The organism is Selenomonas sp. oral taxon 138 str. F0429 (assembly GCF_000318175.2).
Classification (GTDB): Bacteria; Bacillota; Negativicutes; order Selenomonadales; family Selenomonadaceae; genus Centipeda; species Centipeda timonae.
Map to the genome: position 1 here is coordinate 388,502 of NZ_KB290947.1, position 18,260 is coordinate 406,761.

General features: G+C 58.5%; 15 protein-coding genes. 10 read left to right on the top strand and 5 right to left on the bottom strand.

Features of this window, described 5'->3' with window-relative positions; translation table 11 throughout:
- Positions 1-147: 147 nt before the first annotated feature.
- From HMPREF9163_RS08905 to HMPREF9163_RS08925, 5 genes are all read left to right on the top strand, one after another.
- On the top strand, positions 148-1,476 hold the full coding sequence (locus tag HMPREF9163_RS08905; protein WP_037346755.1) for an MATE family efflux transporter: 1,329 nt from the start codon (positions 148-150) through the stop codon (positions 1,474-1,476).
- Between the two features lie 139 nt (positions 1,477-1,615).
- Entirely contained in the window at positions 1,616-2,701 is a 1,086-nt protein-coding gene (locus tag HMPREF9163_RS08910) for a hypothetical protein (protein ID WP_009441423.1), read from the top strand.
- Between the two features lie 9 nt (positions 2,702-2,710).
- On the top strand, positions 2,711-3,142 hold the full coding sequence (locus tag HMPREF9163_RS08915; protein ID WP_009441424.1) for a hypothetical protein: 432 nt from the start codon (positions 2,711-2,713) through the stop codon (positions 3,140-3,142).
- The gene (locus HMPREF9163_RS08920) at positions 3,120-5,090 is read left to right on the top strand and encodes a suppressor of fused domain protein (RefSeq protein WP_037346758.1); all 1,971 of its coding nucleotides are present in this window, start codon (positions 3,120-3,122) and stop codon (positions 5,088-5,090) included. Before HMPREF9163_RS08915 ends, HMPREF9163_RS08920 begins: the two co-directional genes overlap by 23 nt.
- Positions 5,091-5,103: 13 nt before the next feature.
- Positions 5,104-7,626: a tetratricopeptide repeat protein gene (locus HMPREF9163_RS08925; protein ID WP_009441426.1), complete on the top strand. Its 2,523-nt coding sequence runs from the start codon at positions 5,104-5,106 to the stop codon at positions 7,624-7,626.
- A gap of 68 nt (positions 7,627-7,694) precedes the next feature.
- On the opposite strand, the gene HMPREF9163_RS08930 is transcribed toward HMPREF9163_RS08925, so the two are convergent.
- From HMPREF9163_RS08930 to HMPREF9163_RS08940, 3 genes are all read right to left on the bottom strand, one after another.
- Positions 7,695-8,330, bottom strand: a complete 636-nt coding sequence (locus tag HMPREF9163_RS08930; protein WP_009441427.1) for an LUD domain-containing protein — start codon at positions 8,328-8,330, stop codon at positions 7,695-7,697.
- 38 nt (positions 8,331-8,368) lie between these two features.
- Positions 8,369-9,454: an aminofutalosine synthase MqnE gene (gene mqnE, locus HMPREF9163_RS08935; RefSeq protein ID WP_009441428.1), complete on the bottom strand. Its 1,086-nt coding sequence runs from the start codon at positions 9,452-9,454 to the stop codon at positions 8,369-8,371.
- A 132-nt stretch (positions 9,455-9,586) separates the two neighbouring features.
- Entirely contained in the window at positions 9,587-10,354 is a 768-nt protein-coding gene (locus tag HMPREF9163_RS08940) for a cyclase family protein (RefSeq protein ID WP_009441429.1), read from the bottom strand.
- An 834-nt stretch (positions 10,355-11,188) separates the two neighbouring features.
- Between HMPREF9163_RS08940 and HMPREF9163_RS08945 the strand changes: the two genes are divergently transcribed.
- The 3 genes from HMPREF9163_RS08945 (at position 11,189) to HMPREF9163_RS08955 (ending at position 14,264) form a co-directional block, all read left to right on the top strand.
- Positions 11,189-13,216: an OPT family oligopeptide transporter gene (locus HMPREF9163_RS08945; RefSeq protein ID WP_009441432.1), complete on the top strand. Its 2,028-nt coding sequence runs from the start codon at positions 11,189-11,191 to the stop codon at positions 13,214-13,216.
- Positions 13,217-13,342: 126 nt separating this feature from the next.
- The gene (locus HMPREF9163_RS08950; RefSeq protein ID WP_009441433.1) at positions 13,343-13,825 is read left to right on the top strand and encodes a hypothetical protein; all 483 of its coding nucleotides are present in this window, start codon (positions 13,343-13,345) and stop codon (positions 13,823-13,825) included.
- 19 nt (positions 13,826-13,844) lie between these two features.
- Positions 13,845-14,264, top strand: coding sequence for a pyridoxamine 5'-phosphate oxidase family protein (locus tag HMPREF9163_RS08955; protein ID WP_009441434.1), 420 nt, complete (start codon positions 13,845-13,847; stop codon positions 14,262-14,264).
- A gap of 54 nt (positions 14,265-14,318) precedes the next feature.
- On the opposite strand, the gene HMPREF9163_RS08960 is transcribed toward HMPREF9163_RS08955, so the two are convergent.
- Positions 14,319-15,557, bottom strand: coding sequence for a M48 family metalloprotease (locus HMPREF9163_RS08960; RefSeq protein ID WP_157049432.1), 1,239 nt, complete (start codon positions 15,555-15,557; stop codon positions 14,319-14,321).
- A gap of 49 nt (positions 15,558-15,606) precedes the next feature.
- On the bottom strand, positions 15,607-15,840 hold the full coding sequence (locus tag HMPREF9163_RS08965; protein ID WP_009441436.1) for a hypothetical protein: 234 nt from the start codon (positions 15,838-15,840) through the stop codon (positions 15,607-15,609).
- A 195-nt stretch (positions 15,841-16,035) separates the two neighbouring features.
- Here HMPREF9163_RS08965 and HMPREF9163_RS08970 point away from each other — a divergent pair, with 195 nt between their 5' ends.
- Together HMPREF9163_RS08970 and HMPREF9163_RS08975 are read left to right on the top strand one after the other, a co-directional pair.
- The gene (locus HMPREF9163_RS08970) at positions 16,036-17,286 is read left to right on the top strand and encodes a WYL domain-containing protein (protein WP_009441437.1); all 1,251 of its coding nucleotides are present in this window, start codon (positions 16,036-16,038) and stop codon (positions 17,284-17,286) included.
- Positions 17,261-18,247: a WYL domain-containing protein gene (locus HMPREF9163_RS08975; protein ID WP_009441438.1), complete on the top strand. Its 987-nt coding sequence runs from the start codon at positions 17,261-17,263 to the stop codon at positions 18,245-18,247. The genes HMPREF9163_RS08970 and HMPREF9163_RS08975 overlap by 26 nt, the downstream gene beginning before the upstream one ends.
- The last annotated feature ends 13 nt before the right edge of the window (positions 18,248-18,260 follow it).

Here is an 18,260-nt window from a genome sequence, read left to right on the forward strand (position 1 = left end):
CCAATCTGACGGACTTCATTTTATCAGCCATTCCTTACAACACTCCCGCAAGTGTACCAAAAGCGGCGGGATTTTGCAAATCCTCCGCGCTTGCTTTCCCCCGTGTTCCATGCTATGATAGCGCCTACTATCAACGGAGGAGACGAAATGCCGCAGCTATCCCAGCCCATCACCTACCGCACACTGCTCGCGTTTGCCGTGCCGATGATCGTGTCACAGCTCTTTATGAATGTGAACTTCATCGTCGACGGCTTCTTTGTGGCGCACGCCGTCGGAACGGATGGGCTGTCGGCAATCAACATCGTCATGCCGTTCATCCCGCTCACGATTGTGCTTGCAACCATGCTCGGCACGGGCGGGAGTGCGCTCGTTGCAGCGCAGCTCGGCGCGGGGGAAAATCGCCATGCACGCGAAAATTTCTCCCTGCTTGTCCTCGTCTGCGTCATTCTCAGCACGATGATCGCCATACTTGGCATGACATTCCTGCGCCCGATTCTCTACTTCTTGGGCGCGGACGATGCCCTCTATACCCTCTGCGCCGTGTACGCCGTTCCTCTCTTCGTCTCTACACCGCTCACGATGGCGGGGCTGATCCTCGACATCTTCCTCGTTGCGGCGGGACAGCCGCGTCTCGCGATGCTCTCCTCCTTCGTCGGCGGCATCGTCAACATGGTGCTCGATTACCTCCTCCTCTTTGTCCTCGGCTGGGGGCTGGAGGGAGCATCCATCGCCACAGCAACGGGCTACTCCATCTCCGCATTCGTAGGACTTTACTACTTTGCCGTTCATCGGCGCGGCACACTGCGGTTCGTACGTCCCGTTTGGCGGCTGCGTGCCGTCCTCTCGGCGATGGGCAACGGCTCAAGCGAGATGGTGATGCAGCTCTCGATGAGCCTCATCATGATCGTCATGAACAACACGATGATGCGTCTCGCGGGTGCGGACGGTGTGGCGGCAATCGCCATCTCAGAGTACATCTCCGGACTGCTTACCGCCATTTACATGGGCTACGCCGAGGGCATCGCGCCTCTGGCGAGCTTCAACTACGGCAAACGCGACACGCACGCCCTGCGTGGAATCCTGCGCCGCAGTCTCACACTCATCGCCGCGTTCTCTCTCTTTACCACCGCGGTCAGCATTCTCATCGCCGCGCCGATCACAGGCATCTTCGCCGCCGAGGGCACGCACGTCTACGAACTCGCCGTGCACGGCTTCCGCATCCACGCGATCGCCTTCCTCTTCCTCGGGTTCAGCATGTACGGCGCATCGTTCTTCACCGCGCTCGGCAACGGGCGCACCTCCGCCCTGCTCTCCGTCTGGGACACACTCGTCTGTCTCCTTGGCTTCCTGCTCCTCCTGCCGCACGTCTTCGGTGTGGACGGCGTATTCATGGCGACGCCTGCCGCAGACTTCCTCGGTGCATCGCTAACCTTCCTGCTCCTTTGGCAGAAGCGGAAGCAATACGGATATCTGTAGGGAGGACTGCCTTGATCCATGTCAAGACTGTTCTTGATGGTCAATCTTACCCAAAAGACCTATTGAAGCCGTAATACATCTATACTATCATAAAGCAGATGAATATTCCCACAACAGGAATCACGGAAAGGAGCCGATCATGACGCTGCCCTACCAGTGCCCCGACTGCGGCACGGAGCTCGGCTACAAGGGACTCTGCTGGCGCTGCAGGACGGCGGCGAATCGCCGTGCGGCACTCGCATGGACGCCCAAGGAGGTCTCGGCAAAGGAGCAGGAGATCATCGCGCAGATCGAGGATGTTCCCGATGACTTCTGGTATCTGCTCTGCTGTCGCGGACGGCTCGCGCCGGAGATCCCACGCGCGGCACTCGCGGCACGTTCCTTCTGGCCCTCGGCACTCTACTATCATGCACCGACGGACGTGCGGGACGGACTGATCGCAGCACTGATGGAGACGGATGCCGCACATGAGGTGAACGAGCTTATGATGTGCCTCGGTATGCAGGGAGACGACCAATCCCTTGCGGCACTCCTTGCGCTCGAACGCAATCCACGCCCGTGGCACGGGAAGCTGCACGTCGAGCCCTCCGTCTATGCGCAGTGCGGCGGCTGGACATTCGACCGCGAGGGACGGCGCCGCACGCTGAACTACGACACCTGCTATACGCTGGTGCACGCCGCATCGGAGGAAGAGCTCCGCCGCTCGCCCGTCCGCATTGCCCGACCACGGGAGGAGAACTGCCCGCACTGCGGCAGCCGCATGGCGGATATGCTCGTCCTCGACGGACGGGATGCGCGCCTGCGCTTCCTCGGCATCGACGGCATCCTCACAGCGACCTGCTGTCCGAACTGCGTTGCCTATGCAGAGCCGATACTGAGCCGCTATACGCTCGACGGCGGCAGCGAGGTGCTTTCCTACGAAGATACGGGCGATACCACGTATATCGAAGAGGAGCTTGTCAGGATTTTTGAAAACGATCTCATCCTCGGCGAGACGCCCGTTCCTCTGTTCTACGGCGCACGCTTCGAGGACACCTGCACGCTCGGCGGCTTTGCGCTCTGGTGGCAGGACTGGGAGTATACAGCGTGCCCCGACTGCGGGCAGCCGATGAAGTACCTCATGCAGATTCATTGGGAGGCGCTGACGGACTATATGGAGGGCACGCTCTACATCGAGTTCTGCCCCGACTGTCAGCTTGTCTCCATGCAGCACCAGCAGACGTGAGGCGCAGCCATGACCGACCATGATGATACCGTACTTGCAGAAAAGTTCCGCACACTGTACGCGCACCTTTGCCGTGAGCGCATCCTCCCATCCATGCCGGTCACAGAGGATGCCTCGCCCGCACAAATGGCGACAGCGCTCCGACAGGCACTATGCAATGCCTACCCAGCGACAAAGCTGAAGCGCATGATGAAGAGCATCCATTACGCCAACGCCTTCACCGACACGGTGCTCAGGGAATGTGCCTTTACCCTCGACGATGTCAGGCAATACCTGGCACGGAATCACTTCCTTGACCACGACCGCTCCGTTGATTTCTTCAATGAAAAAATTACGGCGGAGGGATTCGTCATCACACCGACAAGCCTTCTGGAAACGATGCTGGAGAGCCTGCTCCTCAGTCATAAAGGAGAACACGATGAAAAAAATTGGCAGAAATGACTCTGCATATAAAAAGAAAGCCCCCATGCCCACAGAGGTCTATACCGAGGAAGAACTGGAGACCGTCGAAAGTTACATTGAGACGAACTTCGGCACGTATGCAAACGTCTTTCATGAGATTGTCTCGCCGGACATCCACCTGGACATCTGCATTATCGATCCGACCGAGGAACGCAACTACTATATGCTCGTCACCCTCGGGATGGGCGCGCACCGCATGAACGTGCCAAAAGAACTCGCCGAATATAAGCTCGAACGCGCGGAACTCGCGATCGCCCTGCCCCCCGACTGGAAGATCCACGAGGACGACGAAGTGCACTACTGGCCGATCCGCCTGCTGAAGAACCTCGCACGTCTGCCGATCGAGAACGATACATGGCTCGCATGGGGACACACGATCAGCAACCGATCGCCCTATGCCGCAAGCACCAATCTGACCGCTGCCCTGCTCGTCAGCGCGCAGGTCAAAGGCGGAGGAGACACCGTCTGCCCCCTCCCGAACGGCGATGAGGTCAATTTCTATCAGATCATCCCGCTCCACAAGGACGAACTCAAATATAAACTGAAACATGACGCTAATGCCCTGCTCGACCGTTTCGCCGAGCGTCGTGTGAGCTTCGTCATTGATCCGGAGAGGCGCAGCGCACTCGCGTCCGAGGACTTCACCGATCTCGTAATGGACAATGCGCAGTGGCACCTCGACAGCCTGCGCGAAAAGAAGCTGCCCGTGGACGAAATCACGGCGTACAACCACCTCGCGATCTATCTGCGCTACTGCATCGAGCACGAGCTGATGGCGGATTGGTTCGTCCGCCAGTATGCGGCGACCGTCCGCGCTGTACGGGAGCATCCGGCAGATACCGACCTGCGCCCCTTTATCCACGACGACCTGCACGGCATTCTGATGCGCGGTTTCTTTGGCGAGGAGGGCACGGCGTTCGCACAGTATTACTACGATGGTGAAGCTCCCTCCTTCCCCTCAGACATCGACAACTATGCCCTCTCCTACTTCGGTGCGGCGCGTTACCACTCGAACGAGTTCAAACAGGAGGCATACCTCTTTGTCCCGTTCGACGAGGACTACTATGCGGCGATGGCGCAGCTCATCGCACAGCGATGGGACGCATGGAAGCGGAACAGCGACGAGCGAAAGGAAAATGAAGATGAGGCGCCAAGCGACGTCGCTGCCGCAATCATGCAGTACCTGAACTGCGGCAGGGCGGACTGCTCCCTGATGTATTTCCCACCGATGGCGGACGATGATCCGATTGTCGCGGCATATAGTTACGCTGCACGGCTTGGCGTCCGCGAGGGCTATGTCCCCCTGCTCATCGTCCCGAGCGATACACTGTGGGAGAGCCTGACGATGAATGTGGAAGCGGAGAAGGGCGCGTTCAAGGACTATGATTTCGATGCCGATGCCGTGGAAAAGTACCGCAAGAAAATCCTTGCACAGCCCATCGGAGACGGCAAGTGGATTCTGACGGAGCGGCTCGGCGAACGTTTTGAACTGAGCCGAGAGGAGGCACCGGACGATGGAGATGGGGAAGAGTTCCGTGAGACCGACCACTTTATCAGCTACTGGGACTACGAGACGCAGAAAACGCAGCCGATGATTCTCGCCAAGATTCCCGTGAAACATCCGTGGACAGTGTTTGCATATCTGCCGTTCGGCGGGTGGAACGACTGCCCCGACACCGCCGCACTGATGGCGGTGTCGAAATACTGGCACGAACGGCACGGCGCTGTGCCTGCCGTCCTCACCTATGATACGCTCGAATACAGCGTTCCCGCCCCCATAGAGCCGCAGGAGCGCGCCTTGGATCTGGCGAAGGAGCAGTATGCGTTCTGCGCCGACATCATCGATCAGGGCGCGCCTGGCATGAGCGTCGGCAATCTGGCAAACGAGCTGCGCAGCTCGAATATCTGGTATTTCTGGTGGGATTAAGAAAGGCTTTTCTATGACCTTGTTGGAACAGTGCCAAGTCTGGCACGAGGCGAACGAATTCACAAAGATCATCGAGGCGCTTGAGGCGCTGCCCGCAGAGGAGCGCACGCCGGAGACGGACTCCGAGCTGGCGCGCGCGTACAACAATGCAGCGGATCTCGGGCAGAGGGACTATTACGAGCGTGCAATCGAACTCCTCAAACCGCACGCGGAGCATTTCGAGGGCGATCATCTCTGGAACTTCCGCATGGGCTATGCCTACTACTATCTCGACCAGGAGGGGCGTGCCCTGCCCTACTTCGAAGCGGCGCTCGCCGCACTCCCCGGCGATGCGGACACGGAGCAGCTGATTGAGGCCTGCCGCGAGCGCATCACGCTGCCGCTCTTTGAACGGCCATTCCGCACGCGTGTCACGGAAGCATGGAGTGCATTCGAGGAGGCGGAGGCAGACCTGCGCGCGCTGATGGACGCGGAGGATCAGGGCGAGGAGATGATCGCGCGCTGCGGCGATATCCTGCACATCGCCTTTGACGACGTATCGTTCGAGATGGGGAAAGGCGCGGAGAAATACGAGCTGATCCTCTCGCCCGAGGGGGAGCGCCGCAAACTCTTCGCGCTCGTCTATTTTGCACGCCAAGCCCCCGCCTCTGTGCTGGAGCACTGGAATATCCGCGTCGGACGTGCGGCGTCCGCCGGCTTTGCACTGCGTGCGAAGGAGGACAGCGTCGAGACAAAGGATGTCACAGTCTACTTCGAGCGCGCGGAAGAGTCGGAAGTCACGCTCACGCTCTACTGCAAAAAGCTCCTGCCACTCCTGCAGAGGGACGAAAACAGGGTGTGGTGGATGCTCACCCTGCTCCTCGACCAGACACTCGGTGAGATTGCCGCCATGCGACTTGTGCACGACCTCGATATTGTCGACACGCCGCAGGAGGGTGCGTCGGTCACGCTCGCAGACCTGCCCGATGCCCTCCGCGCAGAGAGCCTTTCCCTCGCAAACGACGCGGAGGAATATCTCGATAACGCATACCTTGCCTACGAGCGCGAGCCTGACACTGGCTCTGAGCTCACTTGGCGTGACGATATCTATACGGGGCTCATACGCCTGCCCTCCGCGATCAGCACCTATCTGTCCGGCGACCCGAAGCTCGTGGACGACTACCATGCGGACGGGATTGTGGCGGGCTTTATCGCCTATCCGCTGATGAGCGCACTCGACGGTGACGCACAGGCTATCCTCGATTTCCGCGATGATCTTATCACGGCGGTCACGAAGGCTGCGCACGGGGATGCCTTTTGCCTCCTCGGCGGCGCGACGGGGACGGAGGCAGGCTATCTGGACTTCCTCGCGTGGGATGCGCAGGCGGTACTGGATGCGGCAAAGGCGCACCTCGAGCAGAGTGAGTTGCCTTGGGCGGTCTTCCACTCCTTCCGCCGTGATGCGCGCCCCGTCACCCTGTTTGACCGAACAGAGGACGAGAGCGAAACGAATGCGGGCACGCCCGCAAAGTCCCTGCTCTCCCCCGCCGCAGTCAGGAAGCTGGAGGCGATGGACGAGGGTTCGAGCGGCTATTTCTACAAGATGCTGAACTATCTCGACGGCTACATCCGCAACGGCGTCATCAAGGGAAATTTCACGCGCGAGGAGGCGCTCGCCGATCTTCAAATCGCCCTCTGGTACGCCTATGCGTGCAACAACATCGACGACTATGCGTACTACTACCAGAGCACAATGTATCTGGCGGCAGCAGAGGCGAATGCACGGGGCTGCGGCACATACTACTACCGCTATGCCGTCGCGCTCATGTACTGCGGACGGCTCGAGGACGCGCTACGCTATGCCGAGCAGGGCGCACGCGAGGAGCCGGACTATCCGTGGGTTTATCTTGAACTCGGCAAGCTGCGCGCTCACTTTGGCGACCGCGATGGTGCACTCGACGCCGTGGCAAAGGGGCTTGCGCTCGTGCCGGACGATCACGAATTCCTCACACTCGAGCGCGAGATTCACGCGGGCGCAACGATTGAGGAGATGTGCTACCACTGGATCGATCCCGACTTTGACCGCGAACTACAGGAGGCGACGGCTGAGGGAGAGGAGCTCGCACCGCACCCAACCGTAGATGCGACGGAGGATATGTACGAGAAGCAGCGCGTCATTGCGTGCATTCGCGTGAACGAAGCGGGGCTTGCCTATTTCCGTCAGCTCTTCCGCCCCGACCCGCAGGACTACGAGAAGAACGCGCCCTATTGCAGCTTCCACTATCCCGTCGGCGACACGCAGGTGCAGCTCGTCTTCCGCATGAACGAGGCAGGGATCTCAAAGCGCGATCCTGCATGGCTACGCACGCAGAAGACACGCCTCGACGACGGGCACTGGGCGAGCCACACGGACGAGCAGGGCACGGGCGTCCTCACCGCCGTGCATTTCGAGCTCGACAACAGTGTCACACTCGTGTATCAATACCCGTGGCAGGAGAATCCCGTCTACATCCCGCTCGATGAGGACGGCAACCCGAAAGATGAGGCGGAGGAGTAAATAACATCATACGAAAAGGCGGCATAAAGCCGCCTTTTCTTGTGTCCAATGTGTTGATTTTGCTGCTTTTACAGCCCCAATTCCTCCTCGATCAGCACGAGCTCCATCGGACGGTAGCTCATCTTCTTGTAGTGGATCGTGAGTGCGTTGCAGATGCGTTCGAGCGCCGCACAGTCATAGCAGCGCGTGCCGTCCTTCGCGCAGGGCGTCTTCTTGCCCTTACGGTGCGCGTTGCGTGGGGCGGCAATCTCGTGGATGCGCGCAATCCCCGCCTCGATGTCGGGGACGAGTTTATTGATGCCGACGACGAAGTAGGTCTTTTCGTGTCCGAAGAGCGAACCTGCGACACGGTTGCCCGCACCGTCCATGTTGAGGATCTGCCCCTGCTCGGTGATGGCGTTCGCCGAGAGCAGGAACACATCCGTCATCAGCGCCTCTCGCCCTGCCGCGAGAAATGCCTCAATGCCGCCGACGTGCCCCGCGCGCGGCGGGTCGATGACCTCGTTGTGTTCACTCAGCCGCTCATAGAGGGAAAGGGCACGCAGCGTTTCGGAGTCGCCGAAGCCGACACGCTTGCCGCGAATCTCGCGGGCGAGATAGTCCGCCGCAGCCGTGCGCTCTGCGAAGCGTGCAACATCGTAGCGATTCCTCTGGAACGCCGCAAGCGTGCGCACAATGCGCTCCTCATATGCCGTGTCAGACATTGCCCTTCCTCCTTCGCTCGGGACATATTGGCAGAACCTCAATACGTCTCAATAATATTGAAGTTCGAGTCACACGCGGCGGGCGTACGCCCGATCTCGCGGATGACGCGGATAATATGATCCTCCGAGAGAGCGCGCGGACTCTTTGCTCCCGCATCGTGCAGGATTGTCTCCTTGTGCACTGTGCCGTCAATATCGTTCGCACCGAAGCACAGTGCGACCTGCGCCACGGGGACGGTCAGCATAACCCAGTACGCCTTGATGTTCTTAAAGTTGTCGAGCATCAGACGCGAAATCGCAATCGTGCGGAGATCGTCCCACATCGACGTCTGCCGCACCGTCCGCCCGAGCTCCGTATTCGACGGCAGGAACGGGAACGGGATGAACGTCTGAAAGCCGCCCGTCTCGTCCTGCAGATCGCGCAGACGCATCATATGCTCCACGCGCTCCTCGTGCGTCTCGATGTGTCCGTAGAGCATCGACGCATTCGTCTTTATGCCGAGTTCGTGCGCCGTGCGGTGCGTCTCGAGCCACTCGTCTGCCGTCGCCTTGTTCGGGCAGAGCTCCTCGCGCACGCGGTCGGTCAGGATCTCCGCACCGCCGCCCGCGATGGACTGAAGCCCCGCCTCCTTGAGACGCACGAGTACCTCGCGCACCGAGAGCCCCGAACTCTTTGCAAAATGCGTGATCTCCACGCCCGTAAAGCCCTTCAGGTAGAGCGTTGGAAATGCCTCATGCAGAGCCTTGAGACGCATAAGATAGTCCTCGAACGTCCAGTCCGGGTGCAGACCGCTCACGACGTGTAGCCCCGCCAGATGCGGATCACGCATCGCATCCGCAACGTGCGCCACCGCATCCTCCACGCTCATCTCATAGGCGCCCTTGTCTTCGGCATCGCGTCCGAACGCGCAGAACTTGCAGTGTGCGAGGCAGATGTTCGTAAGGTTCACATGGCAGTTCACATTGTAGTAAACGACATCGCCGCACTTCTCCGCGCGCACGCGGTCGGCAAGCGCACCGATCCACGCGATGTCACGGCACGCAAAGAGCCGCAGCCCATCCTCGCGCGTCAACCGCTCGCCGCATTCGATTTTTTTCTCAATATCCAAGTATTCGCTGTGCAATCGTTCTTCTCCTAAAATAGATATATTCGATTGAAAATTCGACGCACAACAGTAAAACTCCTGCCAATATACCCGTGCGCAGGGCAAACAAAAGGACTACCACTCTAACATGCAGCAGTCCCGTGCCTATCTTTACTTCTTCGGTGTAATCGCAATCACGCGCGCAGGCAGCCCCGTCGCGCCCTCGATGTTCGGCCACGCGACGAAGAGCAGCGCGCCCGCAGGTGCAATGCGGTCAAGATTCGTCAGCACCTCGACCTGCAGCTTCCCCTTGTCGAGGATATAGCGCTCGCACGCAAGATCCCCCGCCTTTGCCGCCTCCACCGAGGCGTCCGTGTCGAGTGTCTCATGCCCGCTCGCCGCTGCATTGCGCGTTTCGTAGATGTACTTCAGCGCATCCATCGACCAGCCGGGGAAGTTCTCACTGCCGTCCTTTGCCGTGCCGGAGATCGCGTCCATATCCGGCCAATGTTTGCTCCACCCCGTGTAGAGCGCAACGAACGCACCGTCTGGGATTGCGCCGTACTTCGCCTCGTACGCCTTGATGTCCTCCACCGTCACCGCATAGTGCACATCGCGCGCGACCTGCTCCGTCACGTCGATCACGCACAGCGGATAGAGCATGTGCTGCGCCCCGTAGGACTCAGCAAGCGGACGGTTGCGGACGAAATGCCCCGGGAAGTCGATGTGTGTCCCAAACTGCCCCGGAAACTTGAACGTCTGGATCAGGCAGTCGAGCATCGGATTGCCCCAGTCAAAGCAAGTCTTCGACAGCTCCACCGATCCCTCCGGAATCCCCGCCCAATACGGGCTGTCGTTGTTCAGCGGATGCGTCAGATCCACCCACTCATACGCGTCGGACTTCAACTCGTCCAGAACACTCCACAGATGATATGCCATATCCTCATCTCCTTTATTTCATATAAAAAATATATGTTTATCCTATGACAAAACGAAGAATTTGTCAATCCTCGTAAAATAAAGTTTTTCTCAGCACGGTATTGACAATCTTCTGAAGTTTGACTATACTAAAGATAGTTAAGGAGGATTCGTAGTAGCCTGATTCAGGACGGGCGGCGTTCATACGATCCGTAAGCGTATGGGCAGAGTTCTCCGGAGTTTCCACAGTGTTGACCGACGGTTGTTGGAGAGGGATTACGGCGGTGTAGCTTCGCTGGCTGAGCGGAGGGGGCACGGCAGAAGTTCCCTGACGGACTGGGAGGAGATTCCAATGGGTCATTGAGTGGCCGCAGGGTTGTCCGCACGAGTGCACAGCGTCCTAGCACGTGATGGGAAGAGGTGCCGAGCGAAGGTGCGGCAGGAGGATGCGGCAGCCCGCAGAGGACGGGCGCAAGGACGTATAGGACACAGATATGAGATCGTTTTCCCACGAGTGGAGTCGTGGCGTCTGTGCCGCATGTACGTCGAGGTAGTTTCTCAGCGTTTTGTTTTTCAGCGTTTTGGAGGAAAGTTCCCGACCGCAAGCTAGCTGCGGAGAGGAACGAAGCAAAGATCGTTTGGATGCAAGAGAGTTACCTATCACTTCCCGTATTTTCCTCATGACCGCCGACAGGTGACGAGAAAGCCTGTCGGCGGTTTTGTTTTGTCCAGAGTTTTTATTTTTCGCAAATTTTCTGTATACATAAGAATCTGTGATTTTACATTCCAGATTTCTATGCTATAATACTGTTGTTATTTTTCAATTTACCGAAGAAAAGGATAGGTGGTTATCGCATGAAAGATTCGCAGAACGAGTTCATGCAGCACGAGCTCAGACTCCCTGAGCTGACCGTGCGCGGCATGCTGCTCGGCGCAATCCTCACGATCATCTTCACTGCCTCGAACGTCTACCTCGGCCTCAAGGTCGGTCTGACGTTCTCGTCCGCGATTCCGGCGGCGGTCATCTCGATGGCAGTGCTCAAGATGGCAAAGGACGCGAACATCCTCGAGAACAACATGGTGCAGACGCAGGCGTCGGCGGCGGGAACGCTGTCCGCCATCATCTTCATCATCCCGGGTATGCTCATGATCGGCTACTGGCAGGGCTTCGAGTTCTGGCAGACGCTCGTCGTCTCGGCGTGCGGCGGCTGTCTCGGTGTGCTCTTCACGATTCCCCTGCGCCGCGCAATGGTCGTGCACGGCGACCTCGCCTACCCCGAGGGTGTTGCCGCTGCTGAGATTCTGAAGGTCGGCAGCCACACAAAGGAGGACGGCAAGTCAGACTCAGGTCTGAAGGAAATCCTCGCAGGCAGTGCCGTCGCGGGCATCATCGCATTCCTAACGAACGGTCTGCAGGTGCTCGGTGGCTCGCTCTCGGCGTGGTTCCACGTCGGCCGCGGCATGACCCAGCTGCCGCTCGGCTATTCCACCGCGCTCGTGGGTGCGGGCTACCTCATCGGCATTGCAAGTGGACTTGCCATGCTGGTGGGTATCGGCATCGCATGGGCGGGCTTCGTCCCCTACTTCACCATGACGGAGGCTCTGCCTGACGGCATGACCCTCCAAAAATTTGCAGGAGCCGTCTATCAGCAGAAGGTACGCCTCATCGGCGCAGGCGCAATGGGCGTCGCAGCGATTTGGACGCTCATCACCCTCGCCCGCCCCGTCATCGACGGCGTGAAGGAATCCATCGCAGGCGCACGCGCGGATGACGCGGAAAGGGGTCTGCACCGCATGGACATCGACATGACGATGAAGAGCATTGCGCTCGTCTTCGGTGTGACGGTCATCGGACTTCTCGCGATCTTCTACGTCTTTGTCAGCCCCGAGAACATCCCACCGAGTCAGAAGCTCATCTTTACCATCGTCGGCGTCGGTGTCGCCGTGCTCATGGGATTCTTCGTCGCCGCTGCCTGTGCCTATATGGCAGGGCTTGTCGGCACATCCTCGAGCCCGATCTCGGGCATCGGCATCCTCGGTATCATCGTCGCCTCGCTCGTCATGTACTCGCTCTGCGCCTCGTTCGGCATCTTTGACATGCCCGGCGGCGAGAAGTTTGCGACGGCGACCGCCATCTTTACGACCTCGATCATCCTCGCGATTGCCTGTATCTCGAACGACAATATGCAGGATCTCAAGACGGGCTGGCTCGTCGGCGCAACGCCTTGGCGTCAGCAGGTCGCGCTGCTCATCGGCTGCGTGGTCGGCGCGCTCGTCATCGCCCCCGTGCTGAACCTCCTCTATGAGGCGTACGGCTTCCCCGGCGCAATGCCACGCGAGGGCATGGATCCGGCACAGGCGCTCTCCGCGCCGCAGGCAGTGCTCATGACGACGATTGCACAGGGCATCTTCTCGAGCAAACTCGCGTGGGAGTACATCTACATCGGCATCGGTGTCGGCATCGTGCTCGTCCTCATCGACCTCTTCCTCAAGCGCACGACGCGCAATCTCTGCCTACCGCCGCTCGCCGTCGGCATGGGCATCTACCTCCCGCCCGTCATCCAGACACCGCTCGTTGTCGGCGCGATCCTCGGCTACTTCCTGAATCGCCACCTGCGCAAGACGGGCGGTGCGGAGGCGGAGGCGACGGGCCTCAGGCGCGGCACGCTCTTCGCCTCGGGGCTGATCGTCGGCGAGTCCATCGTCGGCGTCCTGCTTGCAGGACTCATCGTCCTCTCCGTCTCGAACGGCGGCGACGAGAATCCGCTCGCGATGGTCGGCAGCGACTTCGCCGACACCGCCGAGATGCTCGGCCTCATCGTCTTCCTTGCCATCCTCGCCCTCTTCAGCAAGGTGGTACTGAGCGGGAAGAAATCCTCGTAATCACACGCTAAACACGTCGGCAGCATCCTGCCGGCGTATTTATATGTTCAAAATGCTACGGTTCTGTGATACAATACAGTCACAGATCAAACTTTCGTCCTAGTCACAAACAACAAAGGAGGTTGCATGCGTCAAATACTTTGTAGGCTCTGCGCCGTGTTCGCTCTCCTCTGCATCGCCTCTGCGGCGCAGATCAGCGCCGCGCCTGCACCCGCGCTCACGCAGGTTGTACCCGTCGCGCTCCGCGCAGAGGAGACCGTATGGATCCCTGCCGAGGAGGCGTACCCGAACCGTCTGCCCGAGGGCGTGGTCTTTCGTGGAGAGCACCTCTACGTGAAGACCCGCTTCATTGGCTACCCCGCGTGGAATCTGCTGACGTATCGGAGCGTGTCGGAGACGGGGCGCGACCTCTCCTATACCGAGGTGGAGCGCAGACCGCTCACAGACAGCACACGCATCATCATCGGCTACGAACAGACGGTTATGATCCCATTTGCAGAGCTCGGCACGGGCGAAGTCGACCTCTGCATTGCGGCAGCTGATGCAGGGAGCGGCGCGCCGAGATATGCCTATGTCCGCGGGATACGGACGGAAAAAGCACCACAGTAAGGAAACAGAGGGAAGAGAAATGAACCTAAGGGAAGAATTCGAGCGCATGATGCGCGAGCAGTACGAGATTGCACTCGCGACGATGACGGACGGGCTGCCGCATGTGCGCATTGTAAACTTCTACTATGCATCTAAGGAGCATCGCGTCTACTTCGCCACGCTGAAGGACAACGAGAAGGTCGTCGAGCTTGCCGCGAATCCAAACATCGCCTTCAGCACCGTGCCGCACAACAACACGATGGAGCACGTCCGTGCGAGTGGGCACGCGGTCAAATCCACCCGCACGATCTACGACCTCGCCGACGCCTTTGCGGAGAAATGCCCGCGCGTGCGCGAGTTCATCAGCGCCGTCGGCGACGACCTCATCCTCTACGAGATCACGCTGACAGAGGCGGTCGTAAACCTCGATCTTGGAAAGCGCGAGACAATCGTACTCTAACACAAAAAGGCTGCGAAGCGAATTCGCAGCCTTTTTGCATCCACATTCTGTCAATCATCTTCTGCCCGGATGCGTACGATCGTACTCCTCCATAAGACCAATAATCTGATCCATCATCTTAATCTCAGCTTTACCATAGATGCTGCTATTAAGATTCTCTTCATAAGATCGTGTCTTATCGTATGCAATCAAATCAAGGATCTTAACCTCTGAACCATCCTTGCTCGAAAACACAACATAACTCATTCTTGGAATGTTTGGATCATATCCATACCGACTTTCGCTCGGTGCAACAACACTTATGTTTTCACGATGAAAAATATCTTTTTTAATTGCCGCAGCAATCTGTCCTGCAATGTAAAAGCTGCGTTCTACATCAGCAACATCCATACGTGAAGGAATATCAAGGTGTACTCTGTCTAAGAATACGTTTCCATAACTATTAACGCCAACCCGCCCATTCGAACTTTTCTTAATATAATCTGCCACGCGATCAAAACGCTTTTGTGTCTCAGGATGAGGGTTTCGGAAATTCTTAGGGCGTTTTCCATCGGGATAACGAATCTCTTCAAGCTTCATAAACCGATAAAACTTCGTTAACGCTCCACCAGTTGAATACTCAGGAACGTTTTCAAGGAATTTAAGCCCCCACTCGTCAGCACCCTTCTCCTGATTGAACGACATCTGACGATCAATAAGTGTATCAACAAGGTTCACACCAGCACTCTGAGCGAGAGCGCCACCAACAGATCCAGCCTGTCCACCAAAGATACCAACAAGTAGATTCAAACCAAACTGTTTATCATAACCCTCAAGATGATCTTTTCCAGCCCAATGCCCGAACTCGTGCCCCATCACAAAAGCAACAGAAGATGTATTATAAATATTTGACCTATTCATTGGGCGTAGGTTGTTACTATTCGTATAGCCGTCATTCTGATAAGTGTTCATAAAGTTCACCATCGAATCCGCCATATACGAATACCCGCCCGGGAGCATAAATGCATTCGGATGATCGGAATGGTACAGCTTCATCGGCGCCAGCCAGCGCGTGTGCCTGCCGTCATTCCAGTTGAGCTGCGTGGGGTTGCACTCAATCAGCCGCTTCTGGATCTCGACGATGTCATCGTCCCACGCGACATCGTACTTCTCCTCCGTACGCTCCGCCGCAGCTGCACCAATCTCGCGCTCCTCCGCGCTCGTCATAAAGTGCGCCTGTGCAGGCGAGAACGGCTGCGCCAGTACCAGCAAAAGCCCAAACATAAGCTCCATGGAAAATATATACTTCTTCATTCCGTACATCTCCTTTGTAAATCTCCTCCCCATCCGTAGGGAGTGTCCCTTATTCCTCTCCTCGGTGCGCTGCCCGGCGCACAGCCACCGTCACATACTTTTTCGCAGCTACCCATCCCCGCTGACAGCGTCGATTCTGCGTAAGATACCATGTGATCGGATACGCGAGCATCGTGAGCACCCTGATCGCCGTGCCAAGGGCGGTGTCGGGCGTCGTACCGAACAGCCACGTAAAGACCTCAATGTAACGATAATAATACCACTCTGCAAATGCATCCAACATTGAACCACATCCCTTTCTTCATCGCCCCATCCGTGGGGTGTATACATCTGCTTCACTGTGAAGGGAAAGATACGTATCTTATCATGAGAAAAACGCCTTGTCAACTCCTATTTTCTGGATTTTCATAAAAATGCAGATTTTCTTCACGCCTGCACATCTCGCATGTTATAATGGTAAAAATGAGAGGGGGATGGCATGGGCACCGGCTTCAACAAATTCATCGGCGACTATGACACGCTGCGCCCGTTTCTGCGCCTCGTCTCCTACGGCTGTTACGACAAGGAGGCACTCGCGCAGCGTCTTGGACAGAGCACGCGCAGCGCCGAGGACAACTGGGCGCGCGTATGCTTCTGTCTGCCGGAGGAGATGCTGCTCTCCGCGCGGCAGGCACGCCGCGAGATCCACGGCCTGCGCAGCGATCCCTATCAGCTCGCCGGCAACTTCCTCGCGCGCACCTATCAGATCAAGACGCTCACGGGACGGGCGATCGCCGCGCTCATCTTTCTCCTCCAGACGCTCGCCGCCGCAAAGGAACCGATGCGCCAAACGGCGCTTGTCCGTGCGTACGATCTGCTGCCGATCAGCGAGCAACAGGCAGAGGCTGCGCCGAAGGTCAGCCCTGCAACCGTGTTTCGCCAGTTGGGTGAGCTGGAGTCTCTCGGGATTCTGCGGCGCACAATGCGAGGGAACGCCCTCTGCTACGCCATGGCGGAGCAGCCGCTTGCGGAGCTCACGGCAGACGAACGGCGCACGCTCTACTACGCCATCGGCTTCTATCGCTTCGTCGCCATCCTTTCCGTGCCCGGATACTTTCTCGCGGCGACACTCCGCTGCCTATATCCGGAGGATGCGGAGCCATTTCTCCCCGCCCAGATCAAGCACAGCCCCATCACGCGCATTCTCGACGACGAGGTGCTGCATACGATCATCACGGCCATCGAGGAGCAATGCGCCGTCACCTTCTCCTATCGGAATCGTGAGACGATCGCTGTCCCGCAGGAGATCATCACCGACTTTCACACGGGGCGGCAGTACATGTGCGCAGCCGTGCAGCGGAGGGGCTCTGCAGCGTTTACAAAGACGTGCCGTTTCCGTATCGACTGCATGGAGCGCGTTGCTCCCGCAAAACCGATATGCGCCGCTGCGCGTCCCGCTCCGCCCCCGCATACGCTGACATTCACGCTCTTTTATGAGAGCGAACGTCACCGCGCGCGCCTCACACAGCGCATCCGCGCGCGTTTCCCCACTGCCGTCTTCACGGAAGGAGAGGGCTGCTTTTACGCCGCCGTAGAGATTGCGGACGATCTGAGCCTGCTCCCGTGGATTCGCACCTTTCACCCGTGGATCTGTATTGCAGACGATGCCTCGCCGTGTTTGGCGCGGCGCATGAGAGATGATGCCGAGGAGGCGCTGAAGAACTATGGCATACAGCCCGCTCTTTCATGAGGTTCACTCCTATCCATACCTCTGGCTCTGCCTCCTCTGCAACGAGGTTCATGCGGGCGCCAGACTCACGCGCGCAGACATCCTGCGCCGCCTCGGACAGATGGAGGGGCTCGACCTCGTGGATCACCTGAGTCAGGAGCGTCTTGCGGCGCTGACGGACGCGGTCTTCTCCTTCGACGAGGCGGGCAGAGCCGTCCTCGCAGCAGATCTCCTCGTCCCCCATCGCCCGACCGCGGACGAGCTGCGCTGGCTGAAAACCATGCTCACAGATCCCGCGGCAGCTTTCCTTCTCCCCAGAGAATTGCGCGAAAAGCTGTGCACGCGCCTCGCCGACGTACCTGCCTACCCGACACATATATGGCAGGCAGAGCGGGAGCAGGGCGATGATCTGCCCGCACTCCAAACGACGCTCGCCTCATTCTGGCAGGCGCTGACCACAGGACACATGATCTCCTACGTCAACATCGACGGCCGCGGCAAACGCCACGCGCACACAGCTGCGCCCTGCCGTCTGGAATACGACGCGCAGAGCAATCGCTTCCGCGCGATCGTCTGGGATGCGGAGGAGGCGCGTGCGGTCAAGCTGAACCTCCGCAGTATCCGCACACTGCACGTGCTCGATGCGCCCATCCCCGCAGATACCGAGGCGGACTTTCGCTCATTTTTGGAGGGTAGGCGGCGCAGCTTCCGCATGCGTGTCCTACCGCGCAACAACGCCGTCGCGCGCTGCTTTATGATCTTTGCCTCCTACGAAAAAGAAGCCGCTGTCGACAGCGCGGACGGCAGCTATCTCCTCACCATCCACTACTATGACTTCGACTACGAGGAGGTGCGCCGCCACATCCTCTCCCTCGGTGCCGCCGCCATCGTGCTCGCGCCCGAGGAGCTCCGCAGCTCCGTCGCCGAGACATGGCGCACGGCATGGCAACGCGCCCACAGCAATTTTTCTCCTATGCAATGAACTCCACAGGTTT

Coding starts and splice junctions, on each gene's coding strand:
- HMPREF9163_RS08945 (WP_009441432.1), top strand. CDS start 11,189: ATGAAAGATTCGCAGAACGAGTTCATGCAGCACGAGCTCAGACTCCCT.
- HMPREF9163_RS08905 (WP_037346755.1), top strand. CDS start 148: ATGCCGCAGCTATCCCAGCCCATCACCTACCGCACACTGCTCGCGTTT.
- HMPREF9163_RS08940 (WP_009441429.1), bottom strand. CDS start 10,354: ATGGCATATCATCTGTGGAGTGTTCTGGACGAGTTGAAGTCCGACGCG.
- HMPREF9163_RS08975 (WP_009441438.1), top strand. CDS start 17,261: ATGGCATACAGCCCGCTCTTTCATGAGGTTCACTCCTATCCATACCTC.
- HMPREF9163_RS08910 (WP_009441423.1), top strand. CDS start 1,616: ATGACGCTGCCCTACCAGTGCCCCGACTGCGGCACGGAGCTCGGCTAC.
- HMPREF9163_RS08915 (WP_009441424.1), top strand. CDS start 2,711: ATGACCGACCATGATGATACCGTACTTGCAGAAAAGTTCCGCACACTG.
- HMPREF9163_RS08965 (WP_009441436.1), bottom strand. CDS start 15,840: ATGTTGGATGCATTTGCAGAGTGGTATTATTATCGTTACATTGAGGTC.
- HMPREF9163_RS08960 (WP_157049432.1), bottom strand. CDS start 15,557: ATGAAGAAGTATATATTTTCCATGGAGCTTATGTTTGGGCTTTTGCTG.
- HMPREF9163_RS08925 (WP_009441426.1), top strand. CDS start 5,104: ATGACCTTGTTGGAACAGTGCCAAGTCTGGCACGAGGCGAACGAATTC.
- HMPREF9163_RS08920 (WP_037346758.1), top strand. CDS start 3,120: ATGAAAAAAATTGGCAGAAATGACTCTGCATATAAAAAGAAAGCCCCC.
- HMPREF9163_RS08970 (WP_009441437.1), top strand. CDS start 16,036: ATGGGCACCGGCTTCAACAAATTCATCGGCGACTATGACACGCTGCGC.
- HMPREF9163_RS08950 (WP_009441433.1), top strand. CDS start 13,343: ATGCGTCAAATACTTTGTAGGCTCTGCGCCGTGTTCGCTCTCCTCTGC.
- HMPREF9163_RS08955 (WP_009441434.1), top strand. CDS start 13,845: ATGAACCTAAGGGAAGAATTCGAGCGCATGATGCGCGAGCAGTACGAG.
- HMPREF9163_RS08930 (WP_009441427.1), bottom strand. CDS start 8,330: ATGTCTGACACGGCATATGAGGAGCGCATTGTGCGCACGCTTGCGGCG.